Annotated in this window: 12 protein-coding genes; 7 read left to right on the plus strand and 5 right to left on the minus strand. The window is 60.0% G+C overall.

Annotated features, from left to right (window positions below):
- Nucleotides 1-66 precede the first annotated feature (66 nt).
- The 4 genes from AO353_RS12850 to aceE form a co-directional block, all read right to left on the minus strand.
- Nucleotides 67-2,760, minus strand: coding sequence for a GGDEF and EAL domain-containing protein (locus AO353_RS12850; protein WP_054595297.1), 2,694 nt, complete (start codon nucleotides 2,758-2,760; stop codon nucleotides 67-69).
- A 234-nt stretch (nucleotides 2,761-2,994) separates the two neighbouring features.
- On the minus strand, nucleotides 2,995-4,389 hold the full coding sequence (locus tag AO353_RS12855) for an alkaline phosphatase D family protein (RefSeq protein WP_054595298.1): 1,395 nt from the start codon (nucleotides 4,387-4,389) through the stop codon (nucleotides 2,995-2,997).
- A gap of 337 nt (nucleotides 4,390-4,726) precedes the next feature.
- Nucleotides 4,727-6,361: a dihydrolipoyllysine-residue acetyltransferase gene (gene aceF / locus AO353_RS12860; RefSeq protein WP_054595299.1), complete on the minus strand. Its 1,635-nt coding sequence runs from the start codon at nucleotides 6,359-6,361 to the stop codon at nucleotides 4,727-4,729.
- A gap of 11 nt (nucleotides 6,362-6,372) precedes the next feature.
- Entirely contained in the window at nucleotides 6,373-9,018 is a 2,646-nt protein-coding gene (gene aceE / locus AO353_RS12865) for a pyruvate dehydrogenase (acetyl-transferring), homodimeric type (protein WP_054595300.1), read from the minus strand.
- 382 nt (nucleotides 9,019-9,400) lie between these two features.
- On the opposite strand from aceE, the gene glnE reads away from it, so the two are divergent.
- The 7 genes from glnE (at nucleotide 9,401) to AO353_RS12900 (ending at nucleotide 18,859) form a co-directional block, all read left to right on the plus strand.
- Nucleotides 9,401-12,340: a bifunctional [glutamate--ammonia ligase]-adenylyl-L-tyrosine phosphorylase/[glutamate--ammonia-ligase] adenylyltransferase gene (gene glnE / locus AO353_RS12870; protein WP_054595301.1), complete on the plus strand. Its 2,940-nt coding sequence runs from the start codon at nucleotides 9,401-9,403 to the stop codon at nucleotides 12,338-12,340.
- 187 nt (nucleotides 12,341-12,527) lie between these two features.
- Nucleotides 12,528-13,562 carry a lipopolysaccharide heptosyltransferase II gene (waaF, locus tag AO353_RS12875; RefSeq protein ID WP_054595302.1) on the plus strand — a complete coding sequence of 345 codons (1,035 nt, stop codon included), beginning with the start codon at nucleotides 12,528-12,530 and terminating at the stop codon, nucleotides 13,560-13,562.
- A gap of 1 nt (nucleotide 13,563) precedes the next feature.
- Complete coding sequence (gene waaC, locus AO353_RS12880) at nucleotides 13,564-14,637, plus strand: lipopolysaccharide heptosyltransferase I (protein WP_054595303.1); 1,074 nt, start codon at nucleotides 13,564-13,566, stop codon at nucleotides 14,635-14,637.
- Complete coding sequence (locus tag AO353_RS12885) at nucleotides 14,637-15,758, plus strand: glycosyltransferase family 4 protein (RefSeq protein ID WP_054595304.1); 1,122 nt, start codon at nucleotides 14,637-14,639, stop codon at nucleotides 15,756-15,758. Before waaC ends, AO353_RS12885 begins: the two co-directional genes overlap by 1 nt.
- Nucleotides 15,758-16,564, plus strand: a complete 807-nt coding sequence (rfaP, locus tag AO353_RS12890) for a lipopolysaccharide core heptose(I) kinase RfaP (RefSeq protein ID WP_054595305.1) — start codon at nucleotides 15,758-15,760, stop codon at nucleotides 16,562-16,564. Before AO353_RS12885 ends, rfaP begins: the two co-directional genes overlap by 1 nt.
- A gap of 103 nt (nucleotides 16,565-16,667) precedes the next feature.
- Nucleotides 16,668-17,420, plus strand: coding sequence for a lipopolysaccharide kinase InaA family protein (locus AO353_RS12895; protein WP_054595306.1), 753 nt, complete (start codon nucleotides 16,668-16,670; stop codon nucleotides 17,418-17,420).
- Complete coding sequence (locus AO353_RS12900) at nucleotides 17,420-18,859, plus strand: lipopolysaccharide kinase InaA family protein (RefSeq protein WP_054595307.1); 1,440 nt, start codon at nucleotides 17,420-17,422, stop codon at nucleotides 18,857-18,859. The genes AO353_RS12895 and AO353_RS12900 overlap by 1 nt, the downstream gene beginning before the upstream one ends.
- Nucleotides 18,860-19,553: 694 nt before the next feature.
- On the opposite strand, the gene AO353_RS12910 is transcribed toward AO353_RS12900, so the two are convergent.
- Nucleotides 19,554-19,925 carry a DUF6124 family protein gene (locus AO353_RS12910; RefSeq protein ID WP_054595309.1) on the minus strand — a complete coding sequence of 124 codons (372 nt, stop codon included), beginning with the start codon at nucleotides 19,923-19,925 and terminating at the stop codon, nucleotides 19,554-19,556.
- Between the last annotated feature and the right edge of the window lie 299 nt (nucleotides 19,926-20,224).

Genomic DNA, 20,224 nt, shown 5'->3' on the forward strand with positions numbered 1-20,224 from the left:
TCAGTCAGGTTGGGATGAGCGATATACGCAATAAGACCCACAGTGTGCCCGAGTGTTACAGCGCTGTCAGGCGATTGGGCCACGCGGATAGCGTTTCAGCTTCTCGATCAGCTCGGCGCCCGGAATCGGCCGGTCGAACAGGTAACCCTGGCCGACATCGCAACGGTGGCGACGGAGGAACGCCAGTTGTTCGGCGGTTTCGATGCCTTCGGCGACCACTTTGAGCTTGAGATTATGGGCCATGGCGATCACGGCCGAGGTGATTTCCATGTCGTCCTGGTTGTCCGGGATTTCATGGATGAAGCTGCGATCGATCTTGATGATGTCGATCGGGAATTTTTTCAGGTAGCTGAGCGATGAGTAACCGGTGCCGAAGTCGTCCATGGCCAGGGTCAGGCCCAGACGCTTGAGTTGGTCGAGCTGCAAGTGCGTATCTTCGGTGGCTTCCAGCAGCAGGCCTTCGGTCAGTTCCAGCTCCAGCAAGCGCGCGGGCAGCTGTTCTTCCTTGAGGATGTTGGCAATCGACGACACCAGGTCCGGATCGGAAAACTGCTTGGGCGACAGGTTGATCGCCACCTGCAAATTACCCAGCCCGGCGGCGGTCAGCTCTTTGCTCATGCGACATGCCTGGCGGGCAATCCATTTGCCGATGGGAATGATCAGGCCGGTTTCTTCGGCGACGCTGATGAACTGATCCGGGCGGATCATGCCCTTTTCCGGATGGTTCCAGCGCAGTAACGCTTCCATCCCCAGCAAGCGCCCGGAGCGCAGGCACAGCTTGGGCTGGTAGAACACGTCCAGCTCGTTCTGGGTCAGGGCGCGGCGCAGGTTGTTTTCCACAAACAGCTTATAGCTGGCCTCGGCGTTCAGCGCTTCGGTAAACACCTGAACCTGATGTTTGCCGTTGGCCTTGGCCTTGTGCAGCGCGAGCCCCGCGTTACGCATCAGGGTTTGCGGATCGCGGCCGTGCAGCGGTGCGCAAGCCAGCCCCACGGAACCCGTGACGCTGATCAACTGGTTGTCGACGAACATCGGTTTATCCAGCGTCATCAACAATTGGCTGGCGATCTGTTGGCCGGCTTTAAGGCTGGTGTCGTCGAGCAGCACCGCGAACTCGTTACTGGCGAAACGCGCCAGGCTGCCGCTCGGGCTCAGGCTGTTGCGCAGTCGCCGGGCCAGGCTGATCAACAGTTTGTCGCCGGTCTGGTGGCCGAGGCTGTCATTGATCCGCTTGAAGTTGTCGATGTCCACCAGCAGCAGGCAGATCGGGCTGTCGCTGTCGCGGGCGAAACGCTCGTCGAGGTTGCGGATGAACGCCGGACGGTTGCCCAGGTTGGTCAGGTTGTCGGTGTAGGCCAGGCGCTCGATACGTTGCTGGGCGAGCTTGGTCTGGGTGATGTCTTCGTAGATGCCGATGTAGTGGGTCAGTTCACGGTTGTCGCCGTAGACCTTGGAGATCGACAACTGGCCCCAGTAGGGTTCGAGGTTTTTGCGCCGGCTCTTGAACTCGCCCTGCCAGCTGTTGCTCTTGGCCAGGCTTGAGGGCGCGTCGAACAGTAATTCGCTGAGGTTCTCCAGCGCCGGCAGTTCCGACAGCCGATGGCCGTGGACTTCTTCGGTGCTGTACTGGGTGATCGCCGTGAAGCTCGGGTTGACGTACTCGACCACACCGTCGCAATTGACCAGCAAAAAGGCGTTGGCACTTTGCTCGACCGCGCGCTGGAACAGGTGCAGGGCGCTGGTGGCAGTGCGGCGGTTGTGGTTGTTGATGACCTGGGCGAATTGGTCGGCCAGCTCGCCGGCGAAGGCGATTTCGTCCGACTGCCAGGCGCGGGTCATGCCGGTTTGCTCCAGGCACAGCACGCCGACTACCTGACCATCGACACGGATGCTGGCGTCGAGCATGGCATTGATGTCACGCGGGCGCAGGCTCTCGGCCATGCTTCGGGTGCGCGGGTCGCGCATGGCATTGTGGGCGTCGATTGCGCGGCTGGTGTGCAAGGCTTCCAGGTAATCCGGGAAGTTGCTGGCGTCAATCACGTCCGGTAACCAGTGCTCTTGAGAGTCGCGGTGGTAGGCGGAAATCGGTACCAGCTTCTGGCCTTCGAGGTTCCACAGGCTCGCGCAGTCGATTTCATAGATGTCGCAGGCGCTACGGGTGATCAGTTCGGCGGCTTCTTGCAAGGAGTTGCCGGTGCTGTAGCGCTGGCGGGCGAGCAGCAGGATCAGATCTTGCTGGGCGCGAACGCGATCCAGGTGCAGCAGTTGTTCCTGCTGGGCGCGCTGGTTCAGTTCCAGGGCAATCTGCAGGCGCGAGTTCTGGGTTTCCAGGTCCAGCGCCGGTAGCAGCGGATCATCGGTAAACAAACCGTCGACCACCAGCAGATAGCCGCGTAGCAGGTGGCGATTGTGTTGTTTATAGGCTTCGCCCAATTCGAGCAGGCTGAGGGAGCCTTGGGCGGTGTGAAGCGTGTAGCGGACCAGGTAATGCGGGCTTGCGGTCAATTGCTGCTGGATCGCATCGTGCAACTGATAGCGCGCTTCGGGCTCCATCAGGCTCGCATAGGGTGAGCCGACCAGAGCGCACAGCTCGACAGCGGGCAAACCGAACTGGCGTTCGCAGTTTGGGTCAAGGAACAGCAGCGCCCAGCTTGGTTCATTCAGCCGTTCGAAACGCAGCATGCCGAGCCGCGAGGGCACGGGCAACTGCGTCACTACCTCGGCCACCATACGGCTGGCGGCATCGGGATGGCTTTTCATGGAAGAAACTCGCTTCGAAAATGCTGATCGCGCCGGGCTCGCGCCCTCTTTACTGTTGCCTGCGGCAAGGTTGCATCATGCTGCACTGACTGACAAGTAAGGATGAAGGCTAAGTGCTATAAGACTGTATCGGCGAGGGCGGGGTTTTCTCCAGCCGGGGGCTGAAAGTAATGTGGTAGTGCGAAAAGATCGCCGCCTTGGGGGAGCTGCCGAAGGCTGCGATATTTTCCAGGCTTAACGCAATTTAATGTTTGTCGATTGCAGAGGGTTGCCCTCCCGGTCGTGATAACCGACGCGAATCTGCTGTGCGTCGACCACCAGGTGCGCAAAGTTATCCTGGCTGACCACGTTACTGGTCAGTTGGTGGTAATAGTCGCCCGCGGCAGTCCGCACCAGTGGCTGGTCGAGTACGAAGGTCGAGGCTTTGGCGTAGGGCAGCAGTGCGCTGTTGCACAGAGGCGACGAGACGATGGTGTGAACCTCGAAGTCCGGGTCTTCGCTGTGACTCAGGCGGCTGGTGAGCGAACCATGAACATCACCGGAAACGATGATGACGTTCTTGATCTTGTGGGTCCGGATGGTTTCCAGCAGACGCAGGCGCTGCTCGGGAAAGGCTTGCCAGGCGTCGTCGCCATAGTGCTTGCGGTCGGGGTAGAGCATCACGCTGGTGACCACGAACTTGACCCGTGCCGGGCTGTTGATCAGCCATTTGAACAAGGTGTGTTCCTGCTCCGCATCGAGGATACGTCGGTCATCGGCCGCGAGCGTGCGTCGGGTTCGACTGTCGGTCACGAACCATTCGATATCCCCTTCGGAAAACTGATACCAGTAATGTTTTAGTTCGCGACTGGGTTGCCCGTTGGGCAGTAACTCATGAACAGGGCTATGACTGGCCTGATATAACTCATACGCGGCCATTGCGTTGGTGTAGAGAAGTTTGTCGTCTGCGCTTTCGTTGGCGGGCCAGTTGTCTTCTATTTCGTGGTCATCGAGGATCATGTAAGTCGCAAGGGATGCCATTACCTTCTTTATATGTGGCTGGGAAAAAGCGGCTCGATACTTGCCGAGAATGTCCGTGTATTCCCGGTCGGGGGCGATTATGTTCAGGTCATCCAGATAAACCTGGTCACCCGTCATCAACAAGGCGCTGATCGGTGGCGATGCCGTTTCAGTCAGGGCGCCGATGGCGGCAAAAATCCGGTCGCCCTTGGCGGGTGCCGACGGCTTGCCCGCTGTCATGCGCAGGTAGCGGCATGAGCCAACGATATAGCCGCGTGCTGCAGTGGTTTTGCTTGAGGCGGTGCGAAAGCGGTAGATCTCTTTCGGCCATTGCAGGAGTAGCTCTTGCACCGTTTCCACGGTGTGTACCGGGCTCATGGTACTGAACCAGCCAGCCTGGTACTCATAGGCGGTATCGGCGTCGAGGTTGTTGAGCGCAATAACGTCGGACAGGTCGCGAAGTGCTGTTAACGCAACAAACTGACCGGTGGGCCAGTGAGTATCATCGGCGCGGCGATAACGTATCCCCGCAAAGGCTGGGGCATTGTTTTCTATATCGCCGCGTAAAAAAATGCGCACATGGTTAGTTGTGGTATGGCCAATAATCGGGCCGACAGTCGGTTTAAACATTTTCGAATCCGTTCGAAATGTAGCGGTGAAAGTTACAGTGTTTTGTGAAAGCAGTCAGTGTGCTTTGTTGGCACTATCCTATTGTTCGTCAGGTGATAAATATTGATAGGTAAGTGGACTTTGGCTGTGGTCTGAATAAGCCACGAAAGTAGTCTCGACTGCTATCGGCGGTAGGAATACATACAACGCGTGATCGAACGTTGACGCATGCTTAAGTGACGGGTGTTTTTCCGGGCAAAAAAAAGCCCCGCCAAATTGGCGGGGTTGAGGTACGAGCGTGGCGCTCGGAAAACGTGGAGCGCGAGTGGCCCTCCGGTGAAGGAGGGCCGCTCGGTCTTTACAGCAGAATGGTGCGGATGTCGCCCAGCAGGTCGCTCAGACGCTTGGTGAAGCGTGCAGCAGCTGCGCCGTTGATCACACGGTGATCGTAGGACAGCGACAGTGGCAGCATCAGTTTCGGCTGGAAGGCTTTACCGTCCCAGACTGGCTGGATGGTTGCCTTGGAAACACCGAGGATCGCCACTTCCGGCGCGTTGACGATCGGCGTGAAGCCGGTGCCGCCAATGTGTCCGAGGCTGGAAATCGTGAAGCAGGCACCTTGCATCTCGTCTGCCGAGAGCTTCTTGGTCCGGGCTTTTTCAGCCAGGGAAGCGGCTTCGGCAGCCAGTTGCAGCAGGCTCTTCTGGTCGACGTTCTTGATGACCGGTACCAGCAGGCCTTCAGGAGTGTCGACGGCGAAGCCGATGTTCACGTATTTCTTGCGGATGATCGCTTTGCCGCTTGGCGCCAGCGAGCTGTTGAAGTCCGGCAGCTCCTTGAGCAGGTGCGCGCAGGACTTGAGCAGCAGTGGCAGTACGGTCAGCTTGACGCCAGCCTTCTCGGCCACGGCTTTCTGTGCGACACGGAAAGCTTCCAGCTCAGTGATGTCAGCCGAATCGAACTGGGTCACGTGAGGCACGTTCAGCCAGCTGCGGTGCAGGTTGGCGGCGCCAGCCTGCATCAGGCGGGTCATCGGCACTTCTTCGATTTCACCGAAGCGGCTGAAGTCCACGACCGGAATCGGCGGAATACCGGCACCGCCGGTTGCGCCTGCGGCTGGAGCTTCTTTGGCCTTCTGCATCATGGCTTTGACGTAAACCTGCACGTCTTCCTTGAGCACACGACCGTGTGGGCCACTCGGGCTCACCGCGTTCAGCTCGACGCCGAACTCACGGGCCAGCTGACGAACCGCCGGGCCTGCGTGAACCTTGGCACCGCTTGGCGCTGGAGCAGATACCGGCGCCGGAGCGGCGGCCTCGGTTTTTGCAACAGGTGCAGCAGCAGCAGCGGCAGGCGCAGCGGCTTGAGCCGGGGCAGCGGCAGCTGGTGCTGGCGCAGCAGGTGCCGCAGCGCCTGCCACTTTCAGCTTGAGGATAAAGTCGCCAGTGCCGACTTCGTCTTCGAGCTTGACCGCGATGCTTTCCACTACGCCGGCAGCCGGCGAAGGGATTTCCATGCTGGCCTTGTCAGACTCCAGGGTGATCAGCGATTGATCAGCCTCAACGGTGTCGCCAACCTTGACCAGTACTTCGATGATCTTGGCCTTGCCCGACGAGCCGATGTCCGGGACGTGAATGTCCTGAACAGTGGCAGCAGCAGGCGCAGCGGCTGGTGCTGGAGCAGCTTGCGGTGCCGGTGCAGCAGCAGGTGCTGCAGCGGCCGCAGGTGCAGCGGCCGGAGCCGCAGGTGCCGCAGCGGCACCCTCGACTTCCAGTTCCATCAGCTCGTCGCCTTCTTTCAGGCGATCGCCCAGCTTCACTTTCAGGCTCTTGATGACGCCGGCCTTGGGGGCTGGAATCTCCATGCTCGCCTTGTCCGACTCAAGTGTCAGCAGGCTCTGGTCAGCTTCGATGCGATCACCGACCTTGACCAGCAATTCAATTACTTCACCTTCACCGCTGCCGATGTCAGGTACGCGAATGAGTTCGCTCACAGAGTCTCTCCTCAGCAGTCCAGTGGGTTGCGTTTTTCCGGGTTGATACCGAACTTGACGATGGCTTCAGCCACCACCTTAGGTTCGATGTCACCACGGTCAGCCAGCGCTTCAAGGGCTGCCAACACCACGAAATGACGGTCGACTTCGAAGAAATGACGCAGTTTCTTGCGGCTGTCGCTGCGGCCGAAACCGTCGGTGCCCAGCACTTTGAATTCCTTGGACGGAACCCACTGACGGATCTGCTCGGCGAACAGCTTCATGTAGTCGGTCGACGCGATGACCGGACCTTTACGGCCGATCAGGCAGTCTTCAACGTAGCTGCGCTTAGGCTTCTGGCCAGGGTGCAGGCGATTGGTGCGCTCTACGGCCAGGCCATCACGACGCAGTTCGTTGAAGCTGGTAACGCTCCACACGTCAGCGCCGACGTTGAACTCTTCACGCAGAATCTTCGCCGCTTCACGAACTTCACGCAGGATGGTGCCGGAGCCCATCAGCTGAACGTGGTGCGCCGCTTCGCGGTTGTCTTCTTCGAGCAGGTACATGCCCTTGATGATGCCTTCTTCCACGCCGGCCGGCATGGCTGGCTGCTGGTAGGACTCGTTCATCACGGTGATGTAGTAGAAAACGTCCTGCTGCTCTTCGGTCATCTTCTTCATGCCGTCCTGGATGATCACCGCCAGCTCGTAGCCGTAGGTTGGATCAAAGGTGCGGCAGTTCGGGATGGTAGCGGCCAGAATGTGGCTGTGACCGTCTTCGTGTTGCAGGCCTTCGCCGTTCAGCGTGGTCCGGCCGGCGGTGCCGCCGATCAGGAAACCGCGGGTACGGCTGTCGCCAGCGGCCCAGGCCAGGTCGCCGATACGCTGGAAGCCGAACATCGAGTAGAAGATGTAGAACGGCAGCATTGGCTGGTTATGGCTGGAGTACGAAGTACCGGCAGCGATGAAGGAGCTCATGGCGCCCGCTTCGTTGATGCCTTCTTCGAGGATCTGGCCCTTCTTGTCTTCCTTGTAGAACATCACCTGGTCTTTATCGACTGGCTCGTAGAGCTGGCCGACGGACGAGTAGATGCCCAACTGACGGAACATGCCTTCCATACCGAAGGTACGGGCTTCGTCCGGGATAATCGGGACGATGCGCGGGCCGATGTCCTTGTCCTTGACCAGCTGCGCGAGGATCCGCACGAAGGCCATGGTGGTGGAAATTTCACGGTCGCCCGAGCCGTCGAGGATCGCCTTGAGGGTATCGAGCGATGGTGTCGGCACGCTGAAGCTCTGCGCGCGGCGCTGTGGCACGAAACCGCCCAGTGCAGTGCGGCGCTCGCTCAGGTAGCGGGCTTCGGCGCTGTTTGGCTCCGGTTTGAAGAATGGCAGGTTTTCCAGTTCTTCGTCTTTGACCGGAATGTCGAAGCGGTCACGGAACAACTTCAGGCTGTCGACATCGACTTTCTTGGTGTTGTGCGCGGTGTTTTTCGCTTCGCCGGCACCGGTGCCATAACCTTTGATGGTCTTGGCCAGGATGACGGTCGGTTGTTCTTTGTGGTTGACCGCTTCGTGGTACGCCGCGTAGACCTTGTACGGGTCGTGGCCGCCACGGTTGAGCTTCCAGATCTCGTCGTCGGACAGATCGGCAACCATCGCCTTGAGTTCTGGCGAGTTGAAGAAGTGTTCACGCACGAACGCGCCGTCTTTGGCTTTGTAGTTCTGGTACTCGCCGTCGATGACTTCGTCCATCCGGCGTTGCAGGATACCGTCGACGTCTTTGGCCAGCAGTGGGTCCCAGAAACGGCCCCAGATGACCTTGGTCACGTTCCACTGGGCACCGCGGAACACGCCTTCGAGTTCCTGGATGATCTTGCCGTTGCCGCGAACCGGGCCGTCGAGGCGCTGCAGGTTGCAGTTGATGACGAAGATCAGGTTGTCGAGCTTCTCGCGGCCAGCCAGCGAGATCGCACCCAGGGATTCCGGCTCGTCGCACTCGCCGTCGCCCAGGAAGCACCAGACTTTTTGCTTGCCTTCAGGGATGAAGCCGCGGGCTTCCAGGTACTTCATGAAGCGTGCCTGGTAGATCGCCTGGATCGGGCCCAGACCCATCGATACCGTCGGGAACTGCCAGAAATCAGGCATCAGCCAAGGGTGCGGGTAGGACGACAGACCGTTGCCATCGACTTCCTGGCGGAAGTTGTTCATCTGGTCTTCGGTGATGCGGCCTTCCATGAATGCACGGGCGTAAACGCCTGGCGAGGTGTGGCCCTGGAAGTAGATCAGGTCGCCGCCGTGTTCGTCGGTCGGGGCCTGGAAGAAATAGTTGAAGCCAATGTCGTACAGGGTTGCGCTGGAGGCGAAGCTGGAGATGTGACCGCCCAGGTCAGAATCTTTCAGGTTCGTACGCATCACCATGGCCATCGCGTTCCAGCGTACCAGCGAGCGAATGCGGCGTTCCATGAACAGGTCGCCAGGCATGCGTGCTTCGTGGGTAACGGGAATGGTGTTGCGGTATGGCGTGGTGATGGCGTAAGGCAATTGCGAACCGCTACGGGTTGCGAGTTCGCCCATACGGGTCATCAGATAGTGAGCACGGTCTTCGCCTTCTTTGTCGAGAACCGATTCCAGGGCGTCCAGCCATTCCTGGGTTTCGACGGGATCGAGGTCTTGCATGGCTTGCTCCAGGGCGGAAAGGCTTCCAGAATCGGTTGCCTGAGTTAGCGACTGGCCTTGTGGGCAGACGTTATAAATTCTTGGAATGCCGGAGGTTGATTCGGCGGCGTGTAGTTTTACTACAAATCGTCGGCCATTTCAGCCTTTCGAATGTATATACGAGTAGTAAAACTACAGAAGACGGGCGTGTGGCCTCCTGCTGCGTTGTGAGAATAATCGTTACTGTTGGTCTTTAGCTAACCGAGATAGGTGGAAGTTTGATGCTGGCTGCCAAAAAAACCGAAATTTCAGCTATTTCTAACTTTTGTTCGACAGTCCTTTGCGTAGTGCATTTCATGAATTCACTACAGACAGCCCTTTCTACGCCGATCAAGGATAGACCATGAGCCTTCCTTCGCTTGCCGAACTGCCGGCCATTCTGCTTCCGCTTGCCAGCCGCGCCGAGCAGTCGTTCCGTGCCGCTGTTGCCCTGTTTGACGATGATCATGGCCTGTCGACCTGGTCGCCAGAACGCTGGGCAGCGTTTGCCCGAGTGACAGCGGCCAGCGATTTCGTCATTGAGCAGAGCCTGCGTGACCCTTTGATGTTGCTTGAGCTTGTGCAGTCCGGCGAACTCGACCGAAGTTTCACCTCCGGTGAATTGTGCGCACAGATCGCCGCTGCGGTGCAGACGGCCACCACCGACGATGAGTTGGGTCGCGTATTACGCCGGCAGCGCAACCGTCAGCAAGTGCGGATTATCTGGCGCGACCTGACCCGCCAGGCCGATCTGATCCAGACCTGCCGTGACCTCTCGGACATGGCCGATGCGAGTATCGATCAGGCTTATCAATGGTTGTATCAGCGCCATTGCCAGCAGTTCGGTACACCCACCGGGCGGCGCAGCGGCGAACCGCAGCAAATGGTCATCCTCGGGATGGGCAAGCTTGGCGCAGTGGAGCTCAACCTGTCGTCGGACATCGATTTGATCTTCGCCTACCCCGAAGGTGGCGAAACGGTTGGCGTGAAGCGTGCGCTGGACAACCAGGAGTTTTTCATTCGTCTGGGCCAGCGGTTGATCAAGGCGCTGGACCCGATGACCGTCGACGGTTTTGTCTTCCGTGTCGACATGCGCTTGCGGCCGTACGGTTCATCCGGCGCGCTGGTGCTCAGCTTCAATGCGCTGGAGCAGTACTACCAGGACCAGGGGCGCGACTGGGAGCGTTACGCAATGATCAAGGCGCGGGTGGTGGCCGGTGATCAGGCGGCGGGCGCGCAATTGCTCGACATGCTGCGGCCATTCGTTTACCGGCGATATCTGGATTTCTCGGCCATCGAAGCGCTGCGCACCATGAAGCAGCTGATTCAGCAGGAAGTCCGGCGCAAAGGCATGGCCGACAACATCAAGCTCGGCTCTGGCGGCATTCGCGAGGTTGAATTTATCGCGCAGGCCTTTCAGCTGATTCACGGGGGGCGCGACCTGAGTTTGCAGCAGCGTCCTCTATTAAAAGTACTCAGCACGCTGGAAGGGCAAGGTTACCTGCCGCCGGCGGTGATCAGCGAGCTGCGCGAAGGTTACGAATTCCTGCGCTACACCGAGCATGCGATCCAGGCGATTGCCGACCGGCAGACGCAAATGCTCCCGCATGATGAGCGAGATCAGGCGCGCATTGCCTTTATGTTGGGTTTTGCCAATTGGACAGCGTTCCATGAACAACTGATGTACTGGCGCGGCCGGGTCGACTGGCACTTCCGTCAAGTGATCGCTGACCCGGATGAAGAGGACGGCGAGGAGAGCGAAGTGGTGGTCGGCGGTGAGTGGTTGCCGCTCTGGGAGGAAGCCCAGGATGAAGAGGCCGCTTGCCGTCAGTTGGAAGAGGGTGGTTTTGTCGATGCGCCCAAGGCCCTGAAAACGCTCGCCAGCCTGCGCAGCAGTCCGCAATTGCGGGCGATGCAACGTCTGGGGCGCGAACGGCTCGATGCCTTTATTCCGCGTTTGCTGGCGCAAGCGGTTGAACACGCCAGCCCGGACCTGGTGCTGGAACGTGTGTTGCCGTTGGTTGAAGCGGTGGCTCGGCGCTCGGCTTACCTGGTACTGCTCACCGAGAACCCTGGTGCGCTACGGCGGCTGATGACCTTATGCGCGGCCAGCCCGTGGATTGCCGAACAGATCACCCGTTTTCCGTTGTTGCTCGACGAACTGCTCAACGAGGGGCGGCTGTTCAAGCCACCGTTGGCGCCGGAGCTGGCCGCCGAATTGCGCGAGCGGCTGACGCGGATTCCCGAGGATGATCTCGAACAACAGATGGAAGCCTTGCGGCACTTCAAGCTGGCGCACCGCCTGCGGGTGGCGGCCTCGGAAATCGCCGGTAGTCTGCCGCTGATGAAAGTCAGCGACTACCTGACCTGGCTCGCCGAAGCCATTCTGGAGCAAGTGCTGGCCCTGGCTTGGCGTCAAACGGTCGCCAAGTACGGCTCGCCGCAGCGTTCCGACGGAACTTTGTGCGACCCGGGGTTCGTCATTGTCGGTTACGGCAAGGTCGGCGGTCTGGAGCTGGGGCATGGTTCGGACCTCGACCTGGTGTTCATCCACGATGGTGATCCGCAAGCGGAAACCGACGGTGCGAAACCGATCGACGGCGCGCAGTTCTTCACCCGGCTGGGGCAGCGGATCATCCATTTGCTGACCACCCAGACCAACTCCGGCCAGTTGTACGAAGTCGATATGCGCCTGCGCCCTTCCGGCGCGTCGGGGCTGTTGGTCAGTTCGTTGGGGGCGTTCGAGCGCTATCAGGAAAACGAAGCCTGGACCTGGGAGCATCAGGCGCTGGTGCGGGCGCGGGTGCTGGTCGGCAGTCAGGATGTCGGCCAGGCCTTCGAGAAAGTCCGGGCGAAGGTTCTGGGCCGGGCACGCGATTTACCCAAGCTGCGTCAGGAAGTCAGTGAGATGCGCGCCAAGATGCGCGACAACCTGGGGAGCAAGGGCACCGCTGCCGGGACCGCGCCAAACGCCTTCGAAGCCACTGCGCCGTTCGACCTCAAGCAGGACGCCGGTGGTATCGTCGATATTGAATTTATGGTGCAATACGCCGCGTTGGCGTGGTCTGACACGCACCCTTCGCTGCTCCGCTATACGGATAACATCCGCATCCTGGAAGGTCTGGAGGAAGTCGGGTTGATGCCCGCCGAAGACGCCAGCCTGCTGCGTGAGGCCTATAAAACCTACCGCGCGGCGGCCCACCGCCAGGCCCTGCAGAATGAGGCCGGGGTGATTCCGGGGGACCAGTTTGTGGCCGAGCGACGCGAAGTGTTGCGGATCTGGCGCGAGCTGGGGTTAAGCTGAACTCGAAGTCATGGACGAAACAACTCTTGATGTGGGAGCGAGCATGTTCGCGATAGCACAATGACAGTCGACATCAATGTTGAATGTGATGACCCTATCGTCGGAACGCCGCTGGGAGCAAGCCTGCTCCCACAGTAATTATCGAGGCGGGGAGGCTTATGCCTCCCTTATTCGTTTGTGGATAACTATGAAAATTCTGATCGTTGGGCCCAGTTGGGTCGGTGACATGGTGATGGCGCAGACACTCTTTCAGTGCCTGAAACAGCGTCATCCTCAGTGCGAAATCGACGTGCTGGCCCCCGAGTGGAGTCGGCCGATCCTTGAGCGGATGCCCGAAGTGCGTCAGGCCTTGAGCTTTCCGCTCGGCCACGGCGTGCTGGAGCTGGCAACACGGCGGCGGATCGGCAAGTCCCTGGCTGGCCAGTACGATCAGGCGATTTTGCTGCCCAATTCGCTGAAATCGGCACTGGTGCCGTTCTTTGCCGGCACCCCGAAACGCACCGGTTGGCGTGGCGAGTTTCGTTACGGCCTGCTCAACGATGTGCGCACCCTCGATAAAGAGCGTTACCCGCTGATGATCGAGCGCTTCATGGCGCTCGCCTATGAGCCGGGCGCCGAGTTGCCCAAGCCGTATCCGCGCCCGAGCCTGCAAATCGACCCGGGCAGCCGCGACGCTGCGCTGGCCAAGTTCGATCTGGCCCTTGATCGTCCGGTGCTGGCGCTGTGCCCGGGTGCCGAATTCGGCGAGTCCAAGCGCTGGCCGTCGGAGCACTACGCCAAGGTCGCCGAAGCGAAAATCCGCGAGGGCTGGCAAGTCTGGCTGTTCGGTTCGAAGAACGATCACGCGGTTGGCGAAGACATTCGCTCGCGACTGATTCCGGGCCTGCGTGAAGAGTCGGTGAACCTCAGCGGCGCTACTTCGCTGGCCGAGGCCATCGACTTGCTGTCCTGCGCCGATTCAGTGGTGTCCAACGACTCCGGCCTGATGCACGTCGCGGCAGCGCTGAACCGCCCGCTGGTAGCGGTCTACGGCTCGACGTCGCCGGGCTTCACGCCGCCGCTGGCCGAGAAGGTCGAGATCGTTCGCCTGGGTATCGAGTGCAGCCCGTGTTTCGATCGTACCTGCCGTTTCGGTCATTACAACTGCTTGCGCCAGCTCACGCCGCAACCGGTGAACGAAGCGTTAGAACGCCTGCAAGGCGCTCCGGTCGAGGTCCGTTAAGTTGCGGGTACTGTTGATCAAGACTTCCTCGCTGGGCGATGTGATTCATGCGTTGCCGGCGTTGACCGACGCGGCACGGGCGATCCCGGGCATCAAGTTCGACTGGGTAGTGGAAGAAGGCTTCGCCGAGATCCCGAGCTGGCACCCGGCGGTTGGCAAGGTGATTCCGGTGGCGATCCGTCGCTGGCGCAAGAACCTCTGGCAAACCCTCAAAAGCGGCGAGTGGAAACGCTTCAAGCAAAACGTTCGTGCGACCAAATACGATCTGGTGATCGATGCCCAGGGCCTGCTCAAAAGCGCCTGGCTGACCCGTTACGTCCGCGCGCCGGTAGCCGGGCTGGACAAGAACTCGGCCCGTGAGCCCATTGCCGCGCGGTTTTATTCCCGACGTCTGGCGGTAGCCCGTGGGCAACACGCCGTGGAACGACTGCGTCAGTTGTTCGCCGTGGCGCTGGGTTACGACCTGCCGCAAGGGTTGGGCGACTATGGCCTGAACGTCGAGCGGTTGGTCGAGCTGCCGCGCAAGAATCCTTACGTGCTGTTTCTGCACGGCACTACGTGGGACACCAAGCACTGGCCGGAAGCTTATTGGCGTGAGTTGGCCGAACGCATGGGCCACCTCGGCATGGCGGTGAAACTTCCGTGGGGCAACCCGGCCGAAAAGGCCCGGGCCGAGCGCATCGCCCAAGGTCTGCGGAATGCCGAAGTGCTGCCCAAATTGAACCTGGCCGGCGTCGCCAAAGTGCTGGCCGGTGCGCAAGCCTGCGTGGCAGTCGACACCGGTCTCGGTCATCTGGCCGCTGCGCTGGACGTGCCGACGATATCGTTGTTCGGCCCGACCAATCCGGGCCTGACCGGTGCCTATGGCAAAAGTCAGGTGCACCTGGCGAGCGACTTCCCGTGTGCGCCATGCATGCAAAAGAAATGTTCTTACCAACCGACCGCTGAAGATCAGCGTCGATTCGATCTCAAGCGCGAGTGGCCATTGTGCTTCACTCGCCTGAACCCCGAGCGTGTCGCGAGCCGTTTAAGCACGCTTTTGCAGCCGCCGCTACTGGCTGAGGAGCTGCGCTGATGCAACTGGCTTTTGTCCTTTACAAATATTTTCCGTTTGGCGGATTGCAGCGCGATTTCATGCGCATCGCCCTGGAATGTCAGCAGCGCGGGCATCAGATCCGCGTTTACACGCTGATCTGGGAAGGCGATGTGCCGCCGGGTTTCGAAGTGCTGGTGGCGCCGGTCAAGGCGATCTTCAACCATCGGCGAAACGAAAAGCTGAGTGCCTGGATGGAAGCCGACCTGGCCAAGCGTCCGGTGGACCGGCTGATCGGCTTCAACAAAATGCCGGGGCTCGACGTCTACTACGCTGCGGATGGTTGTTTCGAGGACAAGGCGCAGACCCTGCGCAATGCTCTCTATCGGCGCTGGGGTCGCTACCGGCACTTCGCCGAGTACGAGCGCGCGGTGTTCGCCAAGGATGCGAAAACCGAAGTCCTGATGATTTCCGAAGTCCAGCAGCCGCTGTTCATCAAGCATTACGACACGCCGCTTGAGCGCTTCCATCTGCTGCCACCGGGCATTGCCCTGGACCGGCGTGCGCCGGCCAATGCCGCTGAAATTCGCGCTGAATTCCGTCGCGAATTTTCCCTGGCTGACGATGACTTGTTGCTGGTGCAGATCGGGTCCGGGTTCAAGACCAAAGGTGTCGATCGCAGCCTCAAGGCGCTGGCCGCGTTGCCAGCGGAACTGCGTAAACGTACCCGGCTGTTTGTAATTGGCCAGGACGACCCCAAAGTATTCCAGCTACAGAGTGCCACGTTGGGGCTCGGCGATAACGTGCAGTTCCTCAAGGGCCGCAGCGATATCCCGCGTTTCCTGCTCGGTGCCGACCTGTTGATCCACCCGGCGTACAACGAAAATACCGGGACGGTATTGCTTGAAGCGCTGGTAGCGGGCTTGCCGGTGCTGGTCAGTGCGGTGTGCGGTTACGCGCATTACATCGCTGAGGCCGACAGTGGCCTGGTGCTGGACGAACCGTTCGAACAGGCGCAACTCACGCAGTACCTGACGACCATGTTGAGCGATGACGCAGCGCGTGCGGCCTGGAGCCGTAATGGCTTGGTCTTCGCTGACACGGCCGATCTCTACAGCATGCCGCAGCACGCGGCGGATGTGATTCTGGCGGAGCAACACTGATGAAGTTGATTCTTGCCGAACCGTTCAAGAGCCTTTGGGCCGGACGCGATGCGTTCACCGAAGTCGAAGGCCTGAAGGGCGAGGTGTACCGTGAGCTCGAAGCTCGCCGGACCCTGCGCACCGAAGTGGCCGGGAACGGCTTCTTTGTGAAAATTCACCGCGGCATTGGCTGGGGCGAAATATTCAAGAACCTGCTCACCGCCAAGCTGCCGGTACTCGGTGCCGGCCAGGAATGGCGGGCTATCCAGCGTTTGCAGGAAGTCGGCGTGCCGACCATGACCGCCGTGGCTTACGGCGAGCGCGGCAGCAACCCGGCGGACCAGCACTCGTTCATTGTCACCGAAGAGCTGGCGCCGACTGTCAGCCTGGAAGACTTCAGCATCGATTGGGTCAAGCAGCCGCCGGAGCCAAAACTCAAGCGTGCGCTGATCGCCGAAGTGGCGCGCATGACCGGCATGATGCACCGTGCCGGGGTCAACCACCGCGACTGCTACATCTGCCACTTTCTGCTGCACACTGATAAACCGGTGACAGCCGACGACTTCAAGCTCTCGGTGATTGATTTGCACCGTGCCCAGACCCGTCGGGCGATCACCCGGCGCTGGCGTAACAAGGATCTGGCGGCGTTGTATTTCTCGGCGCTGGATATCGGCCTGACGCGTCGCGACAAGCTGCGTTTCCTCAAAGGTTACTTCCAGCAACCCTTGCGTCAGATTTTGCGTGAGGAAGCGTCGTTGCTGGCGTGGCTCGAGGGCAAGGCCAACAAGCTTTATGAACGCAAGCAGCGCTATGGAGATGCGCTCTGATGGTGGGGATGGAGCCTGAAACTGCTGTACCGCCAAGAGTCTCGACTCAAGGCCTTCGACACGCGCCGGAACCGGAAGAGCGTGAGACTCTCAAGGGATACGAATGACTGATTTTCTGGCCACTGACGACCGCGAACTGCTGGAGCGTCATGGCCTCGACGGGTTCGATGCCCTATGGACCAGGCGGCTCGATGCAGTGGATGAGCCGAACACGTCACAAGACGGTTGGAGCAGCGTTTTCAGGCTGGATCTTGAGGGTAATGGTTACTACCTCAAACGACAGAGCAACTACTTGACGCGGTCCTTGTTCCGGCCGTTTGGCGAGCCCAGTTTTGCCCGTGAGTTTCGTAACATCAGCCGCTACCAACAGTTGGGAATTCCAGCGCTGCAGGCGGTATTTTTTGGTGAGCGCAAGCTAGAGGGTGAAGTTCGTGCGATTCTGCTGACGCGTGCACTGGACGGCTGGAATGATCTGGATTCGCTGCTGGAGCAGTGGTCGGGTCTCAGTGATGCGCAGCAGGCGGGGATTCTGCGTGCCTGTGCGCGGCTTGCACGTCGGCTGCACGATGTGGGTCAAGTGCACGGCTGCTTTTATCCCAAGCACATTTTTTTGCGGCCTGCTGGCGATGGTTATCAGGCGCAACTGATCGATCTGGAGAAAACCCGGCCGCTGCTGTTTGGTCAGCGCGACCGGATCAAGGATCTGGAGCCGTTGGTACGCCGGGCGCCGGTCTGGACCTGCGAGGAGGTGCGGCTGTTGCTGGCAACTTATCTGAATCAGTCGGCGAATAGCCCGCAGGTCGAGCGTTGGGTGCAGCGCCTGATCGCTCGACGCAGCCACAAGGAGACGCGTTGATGCGTTTGTCTGAACTGAAAAGCGCCGGTCGTACGCCAGGCTTGCCATTGAGCATCGAGCTGGCGGACGCCGCAGGCCCGGCGCAGTTGCAACTGCTCAGCGTGTTGCGGGTTTTGCCGGGCCAGCGTTACGTGGGCGCCGCTGTTTGGCGCGGGCGTCCGGTGCTGGCCAAACTGTTGGTGGGCAGCAAGGCAGCGCGGCATTTTCAGCGTGAGCTGGACGGTGTCCGTCTGCTCGCCGCTCAAGGCCTGACCACACCGAGGCTGCTGGCCGATGGCCTGAAGGATGGCGAGGGCGGCTGGCTGCTGTTCGATTTCCTCGAAGGCGCTGAAAGCCTCGGCGATGCCTGGAAGCAGGTCGAAGCGCTGCCGGCGCTGGCGGACGAGCAAGCCGCGGTGTTGGCCGAGGCGCTGGCCGCCATTGGTCAATTGCACAGCAAGGGCTTGTGGCAGGAAGACTTGCATCTGGACAACCTGCTGCGCCACGACGGCCAGCTGTACTTGATCGACGGTGCGGGTATTCGGGTCGAGCAGGCTGGTCAGCCTTTGTCTCGACAGAAAGTCCTGGAGAACCTCGGGGTGTTTTTCGCTCAACTGCCCAAGTCGCTTGAGCCGTTCATCGAAGAATTGCTGGTGTATTACCTGTTGAGCAACGGCGAGCATGCCTTGCCACTGGAAGCTTTGCAGAAGCAGGTCGACAAGGTCCGCAGTTGGCGTTTGAAAGACTTCCTGATCAAGGTCGGCCGCGAATGCACGTTGTTCAGTGTGCAGCGCGGGGCGTTCGGATTGCGCGCGATTCGTCGCGAGGAAGAAGCGGCCATGTTGCCGGTATTGGCGCAGGCCGATGCGTTGCTCGATCAGGGGCATCTGTACAAGACCGGTGGTGCGGCGAGTGTTGGCAAGGTCGAGGTGGCGGGGCGCACGCTGCTGGTCAAGCGCTACAACATCAAGGGCGTTGCCCATTGGTTCAAGCGCTTCTGGCGCCCGAGTCGCGCCTGGCATTCATGGCGCGAGGGGCATCGCCTGGGGTTCCTCGGTATCGCTACGCCCAAGCCGTTGGCGCTGTTGGAGAAGCGTTTTTTCTGGCTGCGCAGTCGGGCTTATCTGATTACCGAGTACCTTTCGGGGCCGGACATTATTGAGCGCTTTGCGCCGTTCGTTGAGAGTGGTGAGGCGCCTGAAGCTGAGTTGCTGGCGCTGGATCATTTGTTTGCCGAGCTGATTCGCGAGCGGATCAGTCATGGGGATTTCAAGGGGCATAATCTGTTTTGGGACAAGGATCGCTGGTCGTTGATCGATCTGGATTCGATGTGTCAGCACGGTTCGCTGAGTAGTTTTGCTCCGGCGTATGCTCGGGATCGGGCGCGGTTTATGCGTAACTGGCCTGAGGGCAGTGCGCTGTATCGGGTGATTGATCAGCGTTTGCCCAAGAATGTGTAGGCGCTGAGCTTGCTCGCGATGGCGGCCTGACAGCCGACCAACCTCTCGCAGATGTACATAGATCTACTGTGGGAGCCGAGCTTGCTCGCGATGGCGGCCTGACAGCCGACCCATCTCTTGCAGATGTACATAGATCTACTGTGGGAGCCGAGCTTGCTCGCGATGGCGGCCTGACAGCCGACCCATCTCTTGCAGATGTACATAGATCTACTGTGGGAGCTGAGCTTGCTCGCGATGACGGCCTGACAGCCGACCAACCTCTTGCAGGTGTACATATCCATTCCTGCGGTAACGGCCGCTTGCGGTTTCGCCTGACGGCGACTCACTTTTTTTACAAGCGCCTAAAAAAAGTAAGCAAAAAAACGCTCGCCCCAAGCGTACGGCACCTCGCCTAGGCTCGGCGTCCCCTCACTCCGGTGTCCATCAGGGGGCATCGCCTACGGTCTGCTTCGCGACGACCTCCTCTCGATGTGTCCGGCTGCGCCGTACGGCGCTGCGCGCCCACCCCCTGATGAACACCTCCACTCGGCCTCCCGATAGGGGCGGGCGGATCAAGATCAACAGCAAAGCACGGCGGCCTACCGGCCGGCCTGAGTGGTTGGAGCGCGTACGGCTTAGATCTCGTTTGATCGTTCGCGGATATATACAGATCAAAACGGTGGGGCGGACCGGGCGGCCCACCCCACCGTGCGTGTTACGGCGCCTCTGGCTGATCGAAATTATCCAGTGCCCGGTTCACCAACAATTCCCCCAACGAGATCATTTGCTGAATTGCCAGCGCTACATGTCGGCGGGTGCCTTCAAGCTCGAAGGCCAGGTCGCTCGCCAGCACATTGACCGAGGCGAGGGTTTCCGAGGCGTGCGCCAACAGCGTCTCATTATCCAGATCGGGGATCACCGCGAAGATGTTGGAGGGACGTTTATCGGGCAGGTTGCCCTTGTCGAATGGTGGTTTGAGGTAGTGATCCAGCGCCCGTTCGGCGGCGTCGTGGAGTTTTTTCGAGTCGTTGGAGGCGTAGGGGGAAGTGCTTGGGGTTTCTGGTGGATTTGGAGTGACTTTGTGCATGGTGAAGCTCCTTGATGAGTGGAGCCGCCACTGATCGCCGCGACGCGATGGGAGGTGGCAGCTGTACGCAGGTTCGCGGACCGGGGCATCAAGGAACCCGGCATACCCGAAGGTATCCCGCGCACAGCCGCCATAACGCAAAGCAGTAGACGATAAAAAAGCGCCAACTGAAAGGAAATGATGGCGCTATGCGCCTTGATTGATCCGGGCCGCGACGCCCGGTCGCTGAATTGGCAGCGACCACCAGAGACTAGTGATGCGGCTTCCCACCAGCAACCTGAAAAACATGTCGGATGCTT

The organism is Pseudomonas fluorescens (assembly GCF_001307155.1).
Taxonomy (GTDB): domain Bacteria; phylum Pseudomonadota; class Gammaproteobacteria; order Pseudomonadales; family Pseudomonadaceae; genus Aquipseudomonas; species Aquipseudomonas helvetica.

Excerpts from the sequence above, each read along its gene's own strand:
- AO353_RS12850 (WP_054595297.1), bottom strand. The coding sequence starts at position 2,760 with ATGAAAAGCCATCCCGATGCCGCCAGCCGTATGGTGGCCGAGGTAGTG.
- AO353_RS12855 (WP_054595298.1), bottom strand. The coding sequence starts at position 4,389 with ATGTTTAAACCGACTGTCGGCCCGATTATTGGCCATACCACAACTAAC.
- aceE (WP_054595300.1), bottom strand. The coding sequence starts at position 9,018 with ATGCAAGACCTCGATCCCGTCGAAACCCAGGAATGGCTGGACGCCCTG.
- glnE (WP_054595301.1), top strand. The coding sequence starts at position 9,401 with ATGAGCCTTCCTTCGCTTGCCGAACTGCCGGCCATTCTGCTTCCGCTT.
- waaF (WP_054595302.1), top strand. The coding sequence starts at position 12,528 with ATGAAAATTCTGATCGTTGGGCCCAGTTGGGTCGGTGACATGGTGATG.
- AO353_RS12885 (WP_054595304.1), top strand. The coding sequence starts at position 14,637 with ATGCAACTGGCTTTTGTCCTTTACAAATATTTTCCGTTTGGCGGATTG.
- rfaP (WP_054595305.1), top strand. The coding sequence starts at position 15,758 with ATGAAGTTGATTCTTGCCGAACCGTTCAAGAGCCTTTGGGCCGGACGC.
- AO353_RS12895 (WP_054595306.1), top strand. The coding sequence starts at position 16,668 with ATGACTGATTTTCTGGCCACTGACGACCGCGAACTGCTGGAGCGTCAT.
- AO353_RS12900 (WP_054595307.1), top strand. The coding sequence starts at position 17,420 with ATGCGTTTGTCTGAACTGAAAAGCGCCGGTCGTACGCCAGGCTTGCCA.
- AO353_RS12910 (WP_054595309.1), bottom strand. The coding sequence starts at position 19,925 with ATGCACAAAGTCACTCCAAATCCACCAGAAACCCCAAGCACTTCCCCC.